Source organism: Pantoea sp. Seng, from assembly GCF_009829935.1.
Classification (GTDB): Bacteria; Pseudomonadota; Gammaproteobacteria; order Enterobacterales; family Enterobacteriaceae; genus Pantoea; species Pantoea communis.
This window is the reverse complement of record NZ_SZZV01000001.1, coordinates 120,878-137,983: the sequence shown is the minus strand read 5'-3', so window position 1 is coordinate 137,983 and position 17,106 is coordinate 120,878. Positions and strand designations below refer to the sequence as shown.

Here is a 17,106-nt window from a genome sequence, read left to right as displayed (position 1 = left end):
ATGATTACGCTTTCTCGCCTCTATATTCATCCGGTCAAATCGATGCGCGGTTTGCAACTGTCTCATGCACAGGTGCTGGAGAGTGGTCTGGCGTTTGATCGCATCTTCATGGTGACCGAACTGGACGGCACTTTTATTACTGCGCGACAGTATCCGGACATGGTGCGTTTTACTCCTGCGCTGTTACCCGATGGCTTATTTTTAAATGCCCCGGATGGCAGCCAGGCGTTAATTCGCTTCAGCGATTTCACGGCACAATTGTCACCCACTGAAGTGTGGGGGAATCATTTCACCTCGCATATTGCGCCCGCCGAAATCAATGATTGGCTGAGTGAATTCTTTCCGCGTCCGGTGCAATTGCGCTGGACCGGTGTGGCTCCCACGCGACGGGTGAAAAAATTTGATAAGGTATCGCTGAGTTTCGCGGATGGTTTTCCCTTCCTGCTGGTGAATATGTCGTCACTGCAGGATCTGCAGCAGCGTTGCCCGGCCAGCGTTCGCGTTGAGCAATTCCGCCCTAACCTGGTGGTCAGCGGCGCAGCCGCATGGGATGAAGACAGCTGGAAGCAAGTTAAAATCGGCGAGATTGTTTTTGATATGCCCAAGCCCTGCAGCCGCTGTGTATTCACCACCGTGGGTACCGAAAGCGGGCGCAAACATCCCGAAGGTGAACCCCTGGCCACGTTACAACGTTTCCGCAGCGGTCAGGACGGCAGCGGAGATATCGATTTCGGTCTGAATCTGATCGCCCGCAACAGCGGCGTGATCCGCGTCGGCGATGAGCTCACGGTTTTGGCTCGTCAGACACCGCGAGCTTACGGAGCGGGCGCGGTGGTGGAAACCCTCAAACCGGCTGCCAGCCAACAGGCAGAAGTGATCATTGGCTATCAGGGCAGTGAATTTACCGGCGACAACCAGCAAGTGCTACTCGAACAACTGGAGATGCAGGGCTTTCGCATTCCCTACTCGTGTCGTGCCGGGATATGTGGTAGCTGCAAGGTGACGCTGGTATCGGGCGAAGTGAAAGCGCTGAAACAGAGCGCAGTGCGCGCAGACGGAACGATTCTCAGTTGTAGCTGTATTCCCGCAGGCGATATTGTTTTGGCTTAAACGCTTAAACCGCCCGCGCAAAGTGGGCGTTTTGTTCCTGCTGATGCGGCCGCAAACGATCGTTCATGATCTTAATGGCATCGCCTAACTGCATACCTTTACCGGCTACCGATAATGTATTTTGCGCCAGCAGGCACAACGCCGCATTTTCGCCGCTCTCGACCACCAGCAATTGCGCCTGTTCGCCGCTATCGGCCAGCGTCACGGCTACCATATCGCCTGATGCGGGTTGCCAGCTCTGGGTATGGCTGGTGAAATGCCAGCTTTTTGGCATCAGCGGTTTTAAAAAACGACTCGCCACTAATGCGTTTAAGACTAATTCAGCGCGCTGATCGCCTTTTAATCCACTCTGTCGGCAACGCTCTTCAAACGTAAAATACAGGGCAGCGTCATCGACACAAAAACCACTGACATTAAAGGCATCCGGTGTCAGCATTTTACGCGAGAAGCGCGAACGAAATAGCATGCCATCGGCCAAATCCAGCATCATACGATCGTGTTCTGCGTCAAAATACCAACGCCAGTTATCATCAGGTTTGATTTTCATGATGTGCCCTGTGGTTAATCGCTGCGCTAAATGGCGCTCAATGAAAAAATAAAGCTCTAAGGAAAAGCTGAAAAAAACATCAGCAGGACAAAATATAAACGAGCCGAAGGGATAAATAAACCCCCCGGCGCGGGAAAGTGGGAAATGTCTTAGAGATGGGTCACGATATCTTTAATTAAACCTGGGCCTTTATAAATAAAGCCAGAGTATATCTGCACCAATGTGGCCCCTGCGGCCATTTTTTCACGAGCGGAAACCAGTGAATCAATACCACCGACGCCAATAATAGGTAAGCGACCTTGCAGCTCTTGCGACAAGCGGCGAATCACTTCAGTGCTGCGTGACTGTACCGGACGGCCACTTAATCCACCCATCTCATCGGCATATTTAAGTCCAGCAACTAAAGCACGATCGAGCGTGGTATTCGTGGCAATGACACCGTCAATTTCATGGCGCACCAAACTGTCGGCAACCTGGATCAATTCTTCTTCAGAAAGATCCGGCGCGATCTTCACCGCGACCGGCACATATTTAAGGTGCCGTTCCTGCAGCTCTTTTTGTTTTAATTTGATCGCCGAAAGCAGATCGTCCAGCGCTTCGCCATATTGCAGCGTGCGTAATCCAGGTGTGTTTGGCGATGAAATATTGATGGCGATATAACCGGCATGGGCATACACCTTTTCCATGCAGATCAGATAATCGTCTTTGCCTTGCTCCACTGGCGTTTCTTTATTTTTGCCAATATTGATACCGAGGACACCTTTGAAACGCGCTTTTTTAACGTTCTCGACTAAGTGATCGACGCCGTGATTATTAAAGCCCATGCGATTAATAATCCCTTCCGCTTCCACCAGACGGAACATGCGCGGCTTATCATTGCCAGGCTGTGGACGTGGCGTCACCGTCCCGACTTCCACGAAGCCGAAACCCATCGCACCAAAGGCATCAATGCACTCTGCGTTTTTATCGAGGCCTGCAGCAAGCCCCAGCGCGTTAGGGAAAGTCAATCCCATGCAGGTCACCGGGCGTGACGGCAGCGACTGGCGAATCAGTCCTTCCAGCGGCGTTCCGCTGATAAAACGTAATTGTTGAAAGGTGAGTTCGTGCGCACGCTCTGGATCGAGCTTAAACAGCGCCGGCCGGACGATAGGATATAACATGCACTCTCCTGAATGGCGGAAGCGAAGAAGTCGGGTGCACGGAAATTTGTGCGCCAGAATGGTAAAGGCCTCTGGCGCAAAAGTAAATTTAATCAGCAGCGGGAGAATTGATCACGGTCAGCGACGTGCAGAATAGCGCCCGACTTGTTCACGAACATTTTGCAATCCGAGGTAAATCGACGGGCAATACCACAGCAGCTTCAGGCGCGCATCCTGTTGCAGCATCTTACTTACCACTTGATTCACCGGAGCCTGCCATTCATTGGGCACGGTCATGTGATTTTTACGGATTTGCGCGAGACAGCCCTTCATCACCGTCTGGTAGTAATCATCCAACAACAACTCATCAACGGGTTGCTGCTGGTCGCGTAAAAACTGCTCGCTGCTTTGTCGCGCAATGAAGTAATTTTTTACCCACGAAAAGTCACGCGTGCTCTGTGACAATGAACTGCGCATGAAGCGCTTGTAGTAGTAGCTTTGGCTGGTGCAGTAGATTTGACGCGCGGCCATATAGAGCGCAAACATCCAGGGCGCATCTTCATGGTTCTGAATGGGAAGGAACTGCAACGCCAGCTGATCGATTAAACGTCGCGACATGATCGAGCTCCACACCACGCGATGTGCCGACTGGTGTTGCAGCAAAATGTGCAGACTTGCCCTGCCCCCGGGCAATAAACCACTGACATGACGTTGATGAATACGTTGATACTGGCGCTGCGCCACAGGCAGATCAAGAAACATCTTCGCGCCAAAACAGAACAGATCAATCTCCTGATGCCTGGCCTGTACCCGTCGAAAATCAGCAAACAGTTCAGTCGAAACGAAATCATCCGCATCCATGAAATAGACAAAATCACCGGTGGCTGCGGCGAGTCCTTTCATACGCGCGGCGCTGACGCCGCCGCGTTCACCGCTCAGCAGAGTGATCTGCGGATGCGCAGCAGCGAAAGCGGTGAGCCAGGCCACACTGCTATCACTTGATCCGTCATCAATGATAATGATCTCATCGGGCGGTGATGATTGACGTAACAACGAACCCATCGCCTCTGGCAGCCACGGGGCACAGTTCCAGTTTGGCACGATGACAGAAACGGTCGGCACGCGGCGAGATGTCAACATTCTCATCCTCTCTCCTCAACATTGAATAACGGCAAGCGCAGGCGCTTTAGCACCAGGCTATGCAGCAAACAGCACACACCAAGATTGATTGCGCCAATCAGGCCTAACCACAGCAGGTTGATCCAACGGTTTTGATTCCAGTCGATAGGCAAGAAGGTGCTTAACCAGGCCATCAGCGCGGATGCCGCCCAAATCAACATCACATCACGCGTGAGCCAGGTGAAATGCAGACCGGGCGCGAAACGGCGGTGTACCAGCCATGCCCAACCCACTAAATAGAAGATGTTTTGCCCCAGCCACAACCATCCGGTACCCAGCGCGCCAAAATGCATCGCGCACCAGATGTTGAGCGGTACCAAAATCAATGCGAACACGCTGAAGCCTTGCATATGCAATTTGAGATTGCCGTTGATGTATTGCAGGTGATACAGCAGGCCACAGATGGCCTGAATGCCGCTGCCCAGCGCGTAAAGACTGAGCACAAATGACATCTCATCAACAATCTGGGTTTTCTGGGTCCAGGCCCAAAGCAGCGGTCCGGCATAGCAGGCAATGGTGATACTGAGCGGCGCCATAAATATCGCGACGGCCTGAGTAGTATAGCGATAGAGTTTGAGCGCTTCCGCATCGCCTTCATTACGGGTTTTCATGCCGGTCATGCGCGGCACAATCGCCTGCATGATCGGGCTGCTGAGCAGCAGGATGCCGGTAGCCGCGGTCGCCACCACGGTAAACGAACCGTATTGGCTCAGCGGCAGGGTTTTGGACAGGACCAGTCGGTCAATCTGTGAAATAAAGGTCCAGACCGCACTGGAGTAGGCCGCGCTGAGCGCAAAACGAATAAAGGGCCGCAATACTCCTTTCAGGTCATCACGCTTCTCTTTGCGCGCGGAACGTGGGACCAGTTGGCAGGATTTGTAGATACAGCATGCCGCTTCGGCAATCGATACCAGCAATTGCCAGATAAAGAAGGTCAGCACAGGGTTAGGGAAAAACTGAATCACCACCACGGCACCAAAAGTACGCAATGTGGTGATGATCAGGTTAACGCCATTTAGCCAGACCTGATGTTCAAATCCGACAATCACGCTACGATACGGGCTGGTACGCCAGCGTATGGCCGCGGTAATGACCATAATGCCAACCGCAATCACCACATCCCTGGCTGGCAGATGTTGCGCATTTAGCCAATGAGCGGCAATCCACGGCGTGGCAATCCAACCCAGTACCACAAGGATCAGCGTTGAAATCAGAAAGAATCGCGTCAAGGTGGCAAACAGCGCCGGGAACCAGACAAATTCGGCTTGATTGGCACGATAGCGCGCAGCTTCACGCATCAAGGTAGTAGAAACCCCGGCATCCAGCAGTTGTAACCACGTCAATAAAATAGAAAAGAAGCCGACCAGACCGTAGGCTTCCATTCCTAAATGTTGAATATAAAGTGGTACCACCAAAATACCTGACAGCGTCAGATAGATTTGGCCAACATAGTTGGCAATCGCGTTACGTTTAATCGACATAAGTGTTTTGGTGTCAGTTTTTTCTCAAGGAGAATTAGCGTGGCATAAAAAAAGCTCGGCGCACACGGGACTAATTCTTAAAACCAACGTTGGTCTCATACAACAGAGGTTTTTCTGACTTTCATCAGATTGAAATAGATGTCCGGTTGTTTCAACATGAGTTTTTCCATGACACCCTGTGCAGGAAACTGCTCTGAGAAATAGTGAATGGCGTGCCGCACATTATCAGAGAGTTTGTCTGTATGATTTAAGTCCTGCTGAATCAGGTTCAATAATCCGCCCCTTAAATAACTTTGCCGATAAGCATTCCTTTCAGGCAGATAATGCGTCATTCGGGTCAATTTTTCATACTCTTGCATAAACTGTTGATAGCTTAACGTGGCACACTCTTTCTCGTCACTGGCGCTATTTAAGGTATCCAGTACCCAGACGGACTCCGTATTAATCAACCCAGCAAGCATCACATCCCGCATGCGATTCAAAGGTGTTGCGGCGTAAACAAGCGCAACACGCAGGATGACGAGGTAATGTTGGCACCAATGCTGCCCGGTCTGTAACTGCTGAAAGAGTTGTAATGAAGACTGCAATCCCGTTTTAAGGGTGTGCTGAGGGGACAGAGGTTGGATAAAACAGTTTAGCTCAGGACGCTGATCGTTGCATTTAGCGACCTCCAGCAACAGTGCGTCTGCAGGCGTAAAGCCAGCGGGTGCAAACAGTAAGAAGTCATCCTCATTCAAACCTGCAATCCTGTCAGGGTCTGTATTGACCAAATTAAAGCGTTGAGAGGTGATAACCGATTGGAGCTCATAGCAGCGAAGGGTTGAATCTGATAGCAGTCGATCTTCTTGCCCTGCGTTCATCGCTGGGCCAGACACATCGTGATCCGGAGAAAAGCGTTCCATATTTTATATCCCCAATAAAAGATGAAAACCTGAACCTTTCCCAATGAAATGCTCAAGTAAAAAAATAACAGACAAGCTGATGAAGATTTTTAGCGCAATTAATCTCAACAGATTATAAACAGGCTAAGGGCAGAGAATTCATTTTTTATCGGCCTTCCAGACGTCACCCTAATCTTAATTGTTAAAACTTTCTGAACCAGGGCTAAAGCATCGAGAATAAAGATAACAATTTTTAGCCAGAACAGAAGTAAGGCATGCCTTGTTTTTAATGTTTGCACGCTTTTGGAAACACTTAATCACGAATCAATCCATTATTTACGAGAGTGCCCCCCCCCCCTCCTGAAATGACTTGCCGCTCAAAAAAACACTTCGGTGTGTTCGCTCCCCCACTACCCTTTCATTCGTAAAAGAAAAATATTCTTTTATCGTTTGAAAGGTTGATTCATCCTTCATTTTCTCTCTCAAACACTCTATTAATAAGAAACTTCATCCAAATTAATCATTCCCCTGAGTGATACTCACGCCCGTGCTTAAGTGAGAAGCATTCACCTCACTGAGTTTTCAGAATATCCTTAGCCCAGAACACGGCATGCCTTTCACTAACATCTCCTCCCCCGCCAATCCCATATTTCGGCTTAAGTTTGCCAGATAAATCATTTATACCCGCGCACGCGCTCTGCCAGTATTGAACGTATCAGTTCTCAATTTCAGATAATCAATAACTTTCAGTTATAAGGAGTGACCATGCGAGTTATTACGCTGGCGGGCAGCCCTCGCTTCCCATCGCGCTCTACTGCACTGCTCAGCCTTTGCCAACACGCGTTGGAAGCACGCGGTGTTGAAGTCATTCCCTGGAATATTCACAACTTTCAGGCGGACGATCTGCTCTATGCGCGCTTTGACTCCCCAGCCCTCAACGCGTTGAAAGCCGACCTGGCGCTGGCAGACGGACTGATTGTTGCCACCCCTATTTATAAAGCTTCATTTTCGGGTGCGCTGAAAACCCTGCTTGATTTACTGCCAGAACGTGCCCTGGAACACAAAGTGGTGTTGCCATTGGCCAGCGGCGGTAGTGCATCCCATTTACTGGCCGTGGATTACGCGCTCAAGCCGGTATTGAATGCGCTGAAAGCCCAGGAAGTGCTGCATGGGGTGTTTGCCACCGATACGCAAATTGTGAATTACGACCGCCAGCCAGAGCTGGATCAACAACTGGCCGATCGCATTGATGATGCGCTCGACACCTTCTGGCATGCACTGCATCGTCGCCATCAACCTTACGCTCAAGCGGTATAAAGGAAGAATCATGAAAAGGATGTTTACGGGTTTACTGCTGCCAGCCTTTGCTGCGCTATTTGCCCTGAGTGCCAACGCCGTTGCCGCTGATGCCCCGGCGCAATTGCGTGTGGGGTATCAAAAAGGTTCGGTGAGCATGGTGTTAGCAAAATCTCACCAGATGCTGGAACAACGTTTCCCCCATACCCAGATCAAATGGATTGAATTTCCCGCGGGCCCGCAGATGCTGGAGGCGCTGAATGTCGATAGCATTGATTTAGGCAGCACCGGTGATATTCCACCGCTGTTTGCACAGGCAGCAGGCGCGGATCTGCTGTATGTCGGTTCCGAACCACCGAAACCTCAGGCTGAGGTGATTCTGGTGCCCAAAGACAGCCCGATTAAGCGTGTTGCCGATTTGAAAGGTCATAAAGTGGCCTTTCAGAAGGGCTCCAGTTCACACAACTTATTGTTGCGTGCGCTGGAGCAGGCTGGCCTGAGCTTTAAAGATATCCAGCCCACCTATCTGACCCCCGCCGATGCGCGAGCCGCTTTCCAGCAGGGCGATGTCGATGCCTGGGCTATTTGGGATCCCTACTACTCTGCCGCCTTACTGCAAGGCAACGTGCGCGTACTGGCTGATGGCAGCAAGCTCAACCAGACCGGTTCCTTCTATTTAGCCACACGCAAATATGCCGAAGCCAACGGTCCATTTATCCAGCAAGTGCTGCAAACCTTCAGCGATGCTGACGCGCTCACCCGCAGCCAACGCGAGCAAAGTATTGATCTGCTGGCACAAGCGATGGGCTTACCCAAGCCGGTGATTGCCAGCTATCTCGACCATCGTCCACCCACCACGATTACGCCGGTCAGCGCACATACTGCGCAGGCCCAACAGCAAACGGCCGACCTGTTTTATGCCAATCATTTGATGCCGGTAAAAGTGAACATCACTGACCGCATCTGGCATCCACAGTCCGCCCAGCCATAAGGAATTGAATCATGAGCATATCCCTATTTTGGTTTCTTCCCACCCACGGTGATGGGCACTATCTTGGCACCGCCGAAGGTTCGCGTCCTGTCGATCACGGTTATCTGCAGCAGATTGCTCAGGCCGCCGATCGCCTTGGCTTTGGCGGCGTGCTGATCCCCACCGGCCGCTCCTGCGAAGATGCCTGGCTGGTGGCCGCGTCACTGATTCCGGTGACGCAACGTTTGCGCTTTCTGGTGGCGCTGCGTCCGGGCGTGATTTCACCGACGCAGGCAGCGCGCCAGGCCGCGACGCTGGATCGTCTGTCCAACGGGCGCGCGCTGTTTAACCTGGTCACAGGCGGCGACCCTGAAGAGCTGGCGGGGGACGGCGTGTTCCTCGATCATCGGGAGCGTTATGAAGAATCAGCGGAGTTCACCCGCGTATGGCGTCGCGTTTCAGAAGGTGAAACCGTGGATTACGAGGGTAAACACGTCAAAGTGCGCGGTGCACGCCTGATGTTTAAACCGGTACAACAGCCACGTCCACCGCTGTGGTTTGGCGGTTCATCCGATGCCGCGCAGGATCTCGCCGCTGAGCAGGTCGATGTTTATCTCACCTGGGGCGAGCCTCCGGCATTAGTCAAAGAGAAAATTGATCAAGTGCGTGCCAAAGCGGCGGCACAGGGCCGTAAAGTGCGCTTTGGCATTCGTCTGCACGTCATCGTGCGTGAAACCAATGAAGAAGCCTGGCAGGCAGCGGATCGCCTGATTGCTCATCTTGACGATGCCACTATTGCCAAAGCGCAGGCGGCCTTTGCCCGTACCGATTCTGTCGGACAACAGCGCATGGCTGCGCTGCATGGTGGCCGCCGTGACAAGCTGGAGATCAGCCCGAACCTGTGGGCAGGCGTGGGTTTGGTGCGTGGCGGTGCCGGTACTGCGCTGGTGGGCGATGGCCCAACCGTGGCTGCACGTATGCAGGAGTACAGCGACCTCGGCATCGAGACCTTTATTCTCTCAGGTTATCCGCATCTTGAAGAAGCCTATCGTGTCGGTGAGCTACTGTTCCCACACCTTGATTTGGCCATCCCAGAAGTGCCGAAACCTCGTGTGGTGCAAGCGCACGGTGAAGCGGTAGCCAATGATTTCACCCCGCAGAAAGTGTCTCAGAGCTAAGGAGTTCAGGATGGCAAAGTTTCAAAAACAGCTGAGTAATGCCCTACTGCCCTGGGCTTTACCGGTGCTGCTGGTTGCGGTGTGGCAGCTTGCCTCTCAGGTGGGCTGGCTCTCAACACGCATTCTGCCATCACCGGAAAACATCATTATTACGTTCTGGAAGCTGACGGTGAGTGGTGAACTGTGGCAAAACCTCGCCATCAGTGGCTGGCGCGCAGCGATTGGTTTTGCCATTGGCGGCTCGATCGGTTTGGTGCTCGGCTTGATCACCGGCACCTCACGCGTGGGTGAGCGCTTGCTGGATACTTCGGTGCAGATGCTGCGCAACGTGCCGCATCTGGCACTGATCCCGCTGGTGATTCTGTGGTTCGGCATTGATGAGTCGGCCAAGATTTTCCTGGTAGCACTCGGCACCTTATTCCCGATTTACCTCAACACTTATCACGGTATCCGTAATATCGATCGTGGTCTGGTGGAGATGGCGCGCAGTTATGGTCTTTCTGGCTGGAGTCTGTTTATTCAGGTGATTCTGCCAGGTGCGCTGCCTTCGATCATGGTCGGCGTACGCTTTGCCCTCGGCCTGATGTGGCTGACGCTGATTGTGGCTGAAACAATCTCGGCCAACTCTGGCATTGGCTATCTGGCGATGAACGCACGCGAATTCCTGCAAACCGATGTGGTGGTGGTCGCCATCATTCTCTATGCGCTGCTCGGCAAACTGGCCGATGTCGCCGCTCAACTGCTGGAGCGCGTATGGCTGCGCTGGCATCCGGCTTATCAATTGAAGGAGAACGCATGAGCAACGCAACTTTGAGCCCGTCGCGTCTGAACAGCGGCACCCCCGTTGGCGTTAACGGCGTCAGTAAGCAGTATGGCGACCGCACCATCCTCAACAATATCAATCTGCATATCCCTGCCGGGCAGTTTGTTGCCGTGGTGGGCCGCAGCGGATGCGGAAAAAGTACCCTGCTGCGCCTGCTGGCAGGACTGGAATCTACCTCGCGTGGCGAGCTGCTGGCAGGCACTGCGCCGTTAGCGCAAGCACGCGAAGACACACGTCTCATGTTCCAGGATGCACGTCTGCTGCCGTGGAAAAAAGTTATCGATAATGTGGGCCTAGGTTTAAAGGGGCGTGAATGGCGGGCTGCCGCACTGGAAGCTCTGGAGGCGGTGGGTTTAGCCGATCGCGCTAACGAGTGGCCAGCGGCACTATCGGGTGGGCAAAAGCAGCGTGTGGCGCTGGCTCGCGCGTTGATTCATCGACCCGGTTTGTTGCTGCTGGATGAACCCCTCGGAGCGCTGGATGCACTGACGCGTATTGAGATGCAGGGATTAATCGAATCATTATGGCAACAGCATAACTTTACCGTGCTGCTGGTCACCCACGATGTCAGTGAAGCGGTGGCGATGGCCGATCGTGTATTGCTGATTGAAGAGGGACAGATTGGGCTGGATTTAACCGTGGATCTCGCGCGACCACGTCGCCGCGGATCGGCGCGTCTGGCGGAGCTGGAAGCAGAAGTGCTGGATCGCGTGATGAAGCGCAGTCCGGCAGATCAGCCGCTGAAATTCGCCCAGCAGCGTTAGTCGAAGTCGAGCGGGATATTGCCACTGTTACTCCACGCAACCAGAGGAAGTGGCGGTGAATTCAGTAAAAGCCGCATCATCGTGATGCGGCTTACACCTTATCAGGCATTCAACGCTTTGGTGATCTTCTCGTACAGATCGCCCGACAGCTTATCCAGCCCTTTCAGGGTTTCCAGCGCCTTGCGCATCAACGCCTGACGATCGGCATCGTAACGCTTCAGACGGATCAATGGCTCGATCATGCGCGCCGCCACCTGCGGATTACGCGTGTTGAGATCGGTCAGCATCTCCACCAGGAACTGATAGCCGCTGCCGTCTTTGGCGTGGAACGCCGCAGGATTGCCGGCAGCAAAAGCCCCAATCAGCGAGCGGATGCGGTTCGGGTTACCCATGGTAAAGGAACGGTGGTTCAGCAGTTCACGCACCTTGCTCAACACGTTGTCCGCCGGGCTGGTGGCCTGCAGCACAAACCATTTGTCCATCACCAGACCATCCTGATGCCAGCGCTCGTCGTAGGCGGCCAGCAAGGCTTCACGGCACGGCAACTGCGCTGACACCGCTGCCGAGAGCGCGGCCAGCGCATCCGTCATGTTGTTGGCTTGATAATACTGCGCCTGTACCAGTTTATCTGCTTGCTCCACATCGGCGAACGCCAGATAGCTCAGGCAGACATTTTTCAATGCACGCTTGCCGATTTCCGCATGCTCAACCTTGTATTCGTGACTCTGATTCGCCAGATACACAGCATACAATTCATCGCTCAGTTCGGTTGCCAGCGCATGCACCAGCGCCGCACGCACCGCAGAAATCGCCAGCGGATCGATCACGTCAAACAGCTCGGCGATTTCATTCTCGCCAGGCAGTGACAAAATCAACGCGGTTAACGCCGGATCGCCCTGCTCTTCCAGTAACACCGCGCGGAAGGCATCCGCCACGTGCAACGGCAGCGACAGCGGTTGTCCCTGCTGATGGCGCGCGACATTCAGACGGATATAAGTCGCCAGCAAACTTTGCGCCGCATCCCAGCGCGAGAAATCGTTGCGGGCGTGGCGCATCAGGAAGGTGAGCTGCGCATCGCTCCATTTATAATCGAGCTTCACCGGCGCCGAGAATTCACGCAGCAGCGAAGGCACCGGCTGGAAATGCACGTTATCGAAGATGAAAGTCTGGAACTCTTCGGTGACATTCAGCACGTGATGCACCGGATGGCCGTTATGCTGCAGCGGAATCACCTTGCCTTCGTTATCGTACAATTCGATATCCAGCGGGATATGCAGCGGCAGCTTCTCTTTCTGTTCGGCCGTCGGTGGCGTGTGCTGCGTGACATGAAGCGTGTACTGTTCCAGCTCAGGATTGTAGTCGTCACGTACCGTCAACACTGGCGTACCCGCCTGGCTGTACCAGCGGCGGAACTGTGACAGATCAACGTTAGAGGCATCTTCCATCGCCTGCACAAAATCGTCGCAGGTGGCTGCGCTGCCATCGTGACGTTCAAAGTAGAGCTGCATGCCTTTCTGGAAATTGGCTTCGCCGAGCAGGGTATGCAGCATGCGAATCACTTCAGAGCCTTTTTCGTACACCGTCAGGGTATAGAAGTTGTTCATCTCGATCACCTGATCCGGGCGGATCGGGTGCGCCATTGGGCTGGCATCTTCGGCAAACTGTGCGCCGCGCATCACGCGTACGTTGTCGATGCGGTTAACCGCACGCGAGCCCAGGTCAGAGCTAAACTCCTGGTCGCGGAACACGGTTAGGCCCTCTTTCAGGCTGAGCTGGAACCAGTCACGGCAGGTGACGCGGTTACCGGTCCAGTTATGAAAGTATTCGTGACCAATCACCGCCTCAATACCGAGATAATCTTTATCAGTGGCGGTCTCGGCTTTCGCCAGCACATATTTGGAGTTGAAGACGTTGAGGCCTTTGTTCTCCATTGCGCCCATATTGAAGAAATCCACCGCGACGATCATAAATATGTCGAGGTCATATTCGAGGTTAAAGCGCTCTTCATCCCATTTCATGCTGGCTTTCAAAGAGGTCATCGCCCAGTCGGCACGATCGAGATTGCCACGATCGACGAAGATCTCCAGCGCCACATCACGGCCGGAACGCGTGGTAAAGCTGTCGCGCAGCACGTCGAAATCGCCCGCCACCAGCGCAAACAGATAGCACGGTTTCGGGAACGGATCCTGCCACTTCACCCAGTGGCGACCATCTTCATGACGACCGCTCTCTAACTTATTGCCGTTGGAGAGCAGGAACGGATATTTTGCCGCATCGGCAATGATGGTGGTGGTAAAGCGCGCCAGCACGTCCGGGCGATCCAGATACCAGGTGATATGGCGGAAGCCTTCAGCTTCACACTGGGTACAGAGTGCATCACCCGACTTGTACAACCCTTCCAGCGCGGTGTTGGTATCCGGATGGATGTCATTAATTATGGTCAGGATAAAGTTGTCGGGCAGTTGGCTGATGACCAGCGCGCCCTCTTCTTCACGATAGTGTGACCAGGGATGGCCATCCACCGCCAGCGACACCAGCGTGAGGTCTTCGCCATCCAGACGCAGTTCGGCATCCGCAGCACCGAGACGCTTCACCTGGCTCACCGCCGTCACGCGCGTGCTGGCGGCATCGAGGTCAAAAGTCAGGTCGATATCGGTGATGGTGTAATCCGGCGCACGGTAGTCGTGGCGATATTTGATTTGCGGCTGTTGCGTCATAAGTCCTTCTCGCATCGTTAATATGTTGACCCGTCAAAGTCTAAGCGGGTTGTGCCTTCGTTGCCACGCACAATGCGTGCCTTCGTGCAAAAGGCTACAATTCATTAACAATGGCACAAATGACCCTCGACCTGCCACCCGCAATTATGGTGTGATCGTGGTCATTACTGTTTTATACTCCTGCGTCTTTATGACTTTGTTGACACCGGGCTCTGCTCCGCGGAAGAGGATGCTGAAACGCACCATGACTGGACATGCTTCCCCGATTTTGACCACGCTGCTTGATACCGATGCGTATAAGCTTCATATGCAGCAGGCCGTTTATCATCGTTACTACGATGTCCCGGTAACGGCAGAATTTCGTTGTCGCGGCGATGAATTGCTCGGCCAGTATGCCGATGAAATTCGCGCGCAACTCGATACGCTGCCTTCTCTTGCCCTGAGCGACAACGAATATCACTATCTCAGCGGCTTACCTTTCTTTGAATCCGATTACCTCAACTGGCTGCGTCAATTCCGCTTTGATCCCTCTCAGGTCAGGGTGCGCAATGAGAATGGCCGTTTGTCTATTCAGATCAGCGGGCCATGGCGCGAAGTTATTCTTTGGGAAGTGCCGCTGCTGGCGCTGATCAGTGAAGTGGTGCATCGCCATCGCACACCGGAGATCGGTGTGGAACAAGCGGTCACTCAGTTACAGCAGAAGTTGGTCGATTTCCGTCAGCAGGTGGGCGATCTCGATATGTCCCGCTTCCAGCTGATGGATTTTGGCACCCGTCGCCGCTACTCCAAAGCGGTTCAGGAAGCGATCGTCAGTACGTTAAAAGCGGAGTTCCCGTGGTTAGTGGGCACCAGCAATTACGATCTCGCCCGGCGCTTACAGCTCAATCCGGTGGGCACTCAGGCCCACGAGTGGTTCCAGGCACATCAACAGATCAGCCCGGTGCTGGCGAATAGCCAACGCGCGGCGCTGCAATCCTGGCTGGATGAGTATGATGACCAACTCGGTATCGCGTTGACAGACTGCATCACCATGGATGCCTTCCTGCGTGATTTCGGCCCGGGCTTTGCCCATCTCTATCAGGGTTTGCGCCATGACTCGGGGGATCCCGTGGAATGGGGTGAAAAAGCCATTGCGCACTATCAGCGTCTGGATATCGATCCGAAGAGTAAAACGTTGGTGTTCTCAGATAACCTCAATCTGGATAAAGCGTTGGCGTTATATCGTCACTTTGGTCAACGCGCCAACGTGGTATTTGGCATTGGTACGCGCCTGACCTGCGATATTACTGGCGTCACACCACTGAACATCGTGATTAAACTGGTGAGCTGCAATGGCAAACCGGTGGCGAAACTCTCTGACAGCCCAGGCAAAACTATCTGCCAGGACAAAGCCTTCGTGCGCGCCCTGCGTAAAGCATTCGACCTCCCGCTGGTGAAAAGAGCCAGCTAATCATGGATGCAGGGTGCCCGCACCCTGCTCTTTCACAACAAATCTCCCTTTTTCCCCTGCAAAATTGCTTGTTTCCTGATGGCTCGCAAGTAACATAGCAAAACCCCGAAATGGGGCTTTTATCCACTTCTATATATAGAGAGATATTTATGAGCGTAGTGCCTGTAGCGGATGTACTGCACGGCCGTGTCGCGGTTGACAGTGAGGTCACCGTACGTGGTTGGGTGCGTACCCGAAGAGATTCCAAAGCCGGTCTTTCCTTTATCGCCGTTTATGACGGTTCCTGCTTTAATCCCGTTCAGGCCGTCGTCAATAATTCTCTGAATAATTATCAGGATGAAGTGCTGCGTCTGACCACGGGCTGTTCTGTGATTGTCACCGGTAAAGTGGTGGAATCACCGGGCGAAGGCCAGGCCTTTGAACTGCAGGCGACCAACGTAGAAGTCACCGGCTGGGTAGACGATCCGGATACCTATCCCATGGCGGCAAAACGCCACAGTATCGAATACCTGCGTGAAGTCGCACACTTGCGTCCGCGCACCAATCTGGTCGGTGCCGTAGCGCGTACACGTCATACTCTGGCGCAGGCGCTGCATCGCTTCTTCCACGAAAATGGCTATTTCTGGGTTTCTACCCCGCTGATCACCGCATCGGATACAGAAGGTGCGGGCGAGATGTTCCGCGTCTCTACGCTGGACATGGAAAACCTGCCGCGCGATCCGCAGGGCAAAGTTGACTACGACAAAGATTTCTTTGGTAAAGAAGCCTTCCTGACCGTTTCTGGCCAGCTGAATGCTGAGACTTATGCCTGTGCATTGTCAAAAGTCTATACCTTTGGCCCGACCTTCCGCGCAGAAAACTCCAACACCAGCCGTCACTTAGCGGAATTCTGGATGCTGGAACCGGAAGTCGCTTTCGCTAACCTTGACGACGCTGCTGCACTGGCTGAGGCCATGCTGAAGTATGTGTTCAAGGCGGTGCTTGAAGAGCGTGCTGACGACATGGCGTTCTTTGCTGAACGCGTAGACAAAGATGCGATTGCGCGCTTAGAACGTTTTGTCACAACCGATTTCGCCCAGGTAGACTACACCGATGCCGTCGACATTCTGCTGAAAAGCGGTCAGACGTTTGAGAACTCAGTGTCATGGGGTGTGGATCTCTCCTCCGAGCACGAACGTTATCTGGCGGAGAAACACTTCAAAGCGCCGGTGGTGGTGAAGAACTATCCGAAAGACATCAAAGCGTTCTACATGCGCATGAATGAAGATGGCAAAACCGTTGCAGCGATGGATGTCCTGGCGCCGGGCATTGGCGAGATCATCGGTGGTTCACAGCGTGAAGAGCGTCTGGATGTACTGGATGCGCGTCTGGCTGAAATGGGTCTGAATAAAGAAGATTATTGGTGGTATCGTGACCTTCGTCGTTACGGCACCGTGCCACATGCTGGCTTTGGATTGGGTTTTGAACGATTAATTGCCTATGTCACCGGCGTACAAAATGTAAGGGATGTTATCCCCTTCCCACGTACTCCACGTAACGCTAATTTCTAAAATTCGCGATTAAATATAAGT

14 protein-coding genes are annotated in these 17,106 nt (G+C 53.3%); 8 read left to right on the top strand and 6 right to left on the bottom strand.

Annotated elements, in window-relative coordinates; genetic code table 11:
- Positions 1-1,110, top strand: a complete 1,110-nt coding sequence (locus FD737_RS00590) for a YcbX family protein (RefSeq protein WP_160832445.1) — start codon at positions 1-3, stop codon at positions 1,108-1,110.
- Positions 1,111-1,114: 4 nt separating this feature from the next.
- Here FD737_RS00590 and FD737_RS00585 read toward each other — a convergent pair whose 3' ends face one another.
- The 5 genes from FD737_RS00585 to FD737_RS00565 all read right to left on the bottom strand — a co-directional run bounded on the left by FD737_RS00585 (position 1,115) and on the right by FD737_RS00565 (position 6,358).
- Entirely contained in the window at positions 1,115-1,657 is a 543-nt protein-coding gene (locus tag FD737_RS00585) for a cell division protein ZapC (protein WP_034820471.1), read from the bottom strand.
- Positions 1,658-1,806: 149 nt separating this feature from the next.
- Positions 1,807-2,817, bottom strand: coding sequence for a quinone-dependent dihydroorotate dehydrogenase (gene pyrD, locus FD737_RS00580; protein WP_160832444.1), 1,011 nt, complete (start codon positions 2,815-2,817; stop codon positions 1,807-1,809).
- Positions 2,818-2,934: 117 nt separating this feature from the next.
- On the bottom strand, positions 2,935-3,936 hold the full coding sequence (locus tag FD737_RS00575; protein WP_237448717.1) for a glycosyltransferase: 1,002 nt from the start codon (positions 3,934-3,936) through the stop codon (positions 2,935-2,937).
- A 2-nt stretch (positions 3,937-3,938) separates the two neighbouring features.
- Positions 3,939-5,456, bottom strand: coding sequence for a lipopolysaccharide biosynthesis protein (locus FD737_RS00570; protein ID WP_034820480.1), 1,518 nt, complete (start codon positions 5,454-5,456; stop codon positions 3,939-3,941).
- A gap of 95 nt (positions 5,457-5,551) precedes the next feature.
- Positions 5,552-6,358 carry a hypothetical protein gene (locus FD737_RS00565; RefSeq protein WP_160832442.1) on the bottom strand — a complete coding sequence of 269 codons (807 nt, stop codon included), beginning with the start codon at positions 6,356-6,358 and terminating at the stop codon, positions 5,552-5,554.
- Positions 6,359-7,102: 744 nt separating this feature from the next.
- On the opposite strand from FD737_RS00565, the gene ssuE reads away from it, so the two are divergent.
- Genes ssuE through ssuB form a run of 5 tightly spaced genes read left to right on the top strand, consistent with a single transcriptional unit; the run spans position 7,103 to position 11,368 of the window.
- Positions 7,103-7,654, top strand: a complete 552-nt coding sequence (gene ssuE, locus FD737_RS00560; protein ID WP_097119308.1) for an NADPH-dependent FMN reductase — start codon at positions 7,103-7,105, stop codon at positions 7,652-7,654.
- Between the two features lie 10 nt (positions 7,655-7,664).
- Positions 7,665-8,624: a sulfonate ABC transporter substrate-binding protein gene (locus FD737_RS00555; protein WP_160832441.1), complete on the top strand. Its 960-nt coding sequence runs from the start codon at positions 7,665-7,667 to the stop codon at positions 8,622-8,624.
- Positions 8,625-8,635: 11 nt separating this feature from the next.
- A complete protein-coding gene (gene ssuD, locus FD737_RS00550) occupies positions 8,636-9,781 on the top strand; it encodes an FMNH2-dependent alkanesulfonate monooxygenase (RefSeq protein ID WP_160832440.1) in 1,146 nt (381 codons plus the stop codon).
- Positions 9,782-9,791: 10 nt separating this feature from the next.
- Positions 9,792-10,580: an aliphatic sulfonate ABC transporter permease SsuC gene (gene ssuC, locus FD737_RS00545; RefSeq protein WP_034820490.1), complete on the top strand. Its 789-nt coding sequence runs from the start codon at positions 9,792-9,794 to the stop codon at positions 10,578-10,580.
- On the top strand, positions 10,577-11,368 hold the full coding sequence (gene ssuB / locus FD737_RS00540; protein WP_058959672.1) for an aliphatic sulfonates ABC transporter ATP-binding protein: 792 nt from the start codon (positions 10,577-10,579) through the stop codon (positions 11,366-11,368). Before ssuC ends, ssuB begins: the two co-directional genes overlap by 4 nt.
- Positions 11,369-11,469: 101 nt before the next feature.
- Here ssuB and pepN read toward each other — a convergent pair whose 3' ends face one another.
- The gene (pepN, locus tag FD737_RS00535) at positions 11,470-14,085 is read right to left on the bottom strand and encodes an aminopeptidase N (RefSeq protein WP_160832439.1); all 2,616 of its coding nucleotides are present in this window, start codon (positions 14,083-14,085) and stop codon (positions 11,470-11,472) included.
- 244 nt (positions 14,086-14,329) lie between these two features.
- On the opposite strand from pepN, the gene pncB reads away from it, so the two are divergent.
- Together pncB and asnS are read left to right on the top strand one after the other, a co-directional pair.
- Positions 14,330-15,535: a nicotinate phosphoribosyltransferase gene (gene pncB, locus FD737_RS00530; protein ID WP_202404429.1), complete on the top strand. Its 1,206-nt coding sequence runs from the start codon at positions 14,330-14,332 to the stop codon at positions 15,533-15,535.
- 149 nt (positions 15,536-15,684) lie between these two features.
- Complete coding sequence (gene asnS, locus FD737_RS00525) at positions 15,685-17,085, top strand: asparagine--tRNA ligase (protein WP_160832437.1); 1,401 nt, start codon at positions 15,685-15,687, stop codon at positions 17,083-17,085.
- The last annotated feature ends 21 nt before the right edge of the window (positions 17,086-17,106 follow it).

Excerpts from the sequence above, each read along its gene's own strand:
- FD737_RS00590 (WP_160832445.1), top strand. The coding sequence starts at position 1 with ATGATTACGCTTTCTCGCCTCTATATTCATCCGGTCAAATCGATGCGC.
- FD737_RS00585 (WP_034820471.1), bottom strand. The coding sequence starts at position 1,657 with ATGAAAATCAAACCTGATGATAACTGGCGTTGGTATTTTGACGCAGAA.
- pyrD (WP_160832444.1), bottom strand. The coding sequence starts at position 2,817 with ATGTTATATCCTATCGTCCGGCCGGCGCTGTTTAAGCTCGATCCAGAG.
- FD737_RS00575 (WP_237448717.1), bottom strand. The coding sequence starts at position 3,936 with ATGTTGACATCTCGCCGCGTGCCGACCGTTTCTGTCATCGTGCCAAAC.
- FD737_RS00570 (WP_034820480.1), bottom strand. The coding sequence starts at position 5,456 with ATGTCGATTAAACGTAACGCGATTGCCAACTATGTTGGCCAAATCTAT.
- FD737_RS00565 (WP_160832442.1), bottom strand. The coding sequence starts at position 6,358 with ATGGAACGCTTTTCTCCGGATCACGATGTGTCTGGCCCAGCGATGAAC.
- ssuE (WP_097119308.1), top strand. The coding sequence starts at position 7,103 with ATGCGAGTTATTACGCTGGCGGGCAGCCCTCGCTTCCCATCGCGCTCT.
- FD737_RS00555 (WP_160832441.1), top strand. The coding sequence starts at position 7,665 with ATGAAAAGGATGTTTACGGGTTTACTGCTGCCAGCCTTTGCTGCGCTA.
- ssuD (WP_160832440.1), top strand. The coding sequence starts at position 8,636 with ATGAGCATATCCCTATTTTGGTTTCTTCCCACCCACGGTGATGGGCAC.
- ssuC (WP_034820490.1), top strand. The coding sequence starts at position 9,792 with ATGGCAAAGTTTCAAAAACAGCTGAGTAATGCCCTACTGCCCTGGGCT.
- ssuB (WP_058959672.1), top strand. The coding sequence starts at position 10,577 with ATGAGCAACGCAACTTTGAGCCCGTCGCGTCTGAACAGCGGCACCCCC.
- pepN (WP_160832439.1), bottom strand. The coding sequence starts at position 14,085 with ATGACGCAACAGCCGCAAATCAAATATCGCCACGACTACCGTGCGCCG.
- pncB (WP_202404429.1), top strand. The coding sequence starts at position 14,330 with ATGACTGGACATGCTTCCCCGATTTTGACCACGCTGCTTGATACCGAT.
- asnS (WP_160832437.1), top strand. The coding sequence starts at position 15,685 with ATGAGCGTAGTGCCTGTAGCGGATGTACTGCACGGCCGTGTCGCGGTT.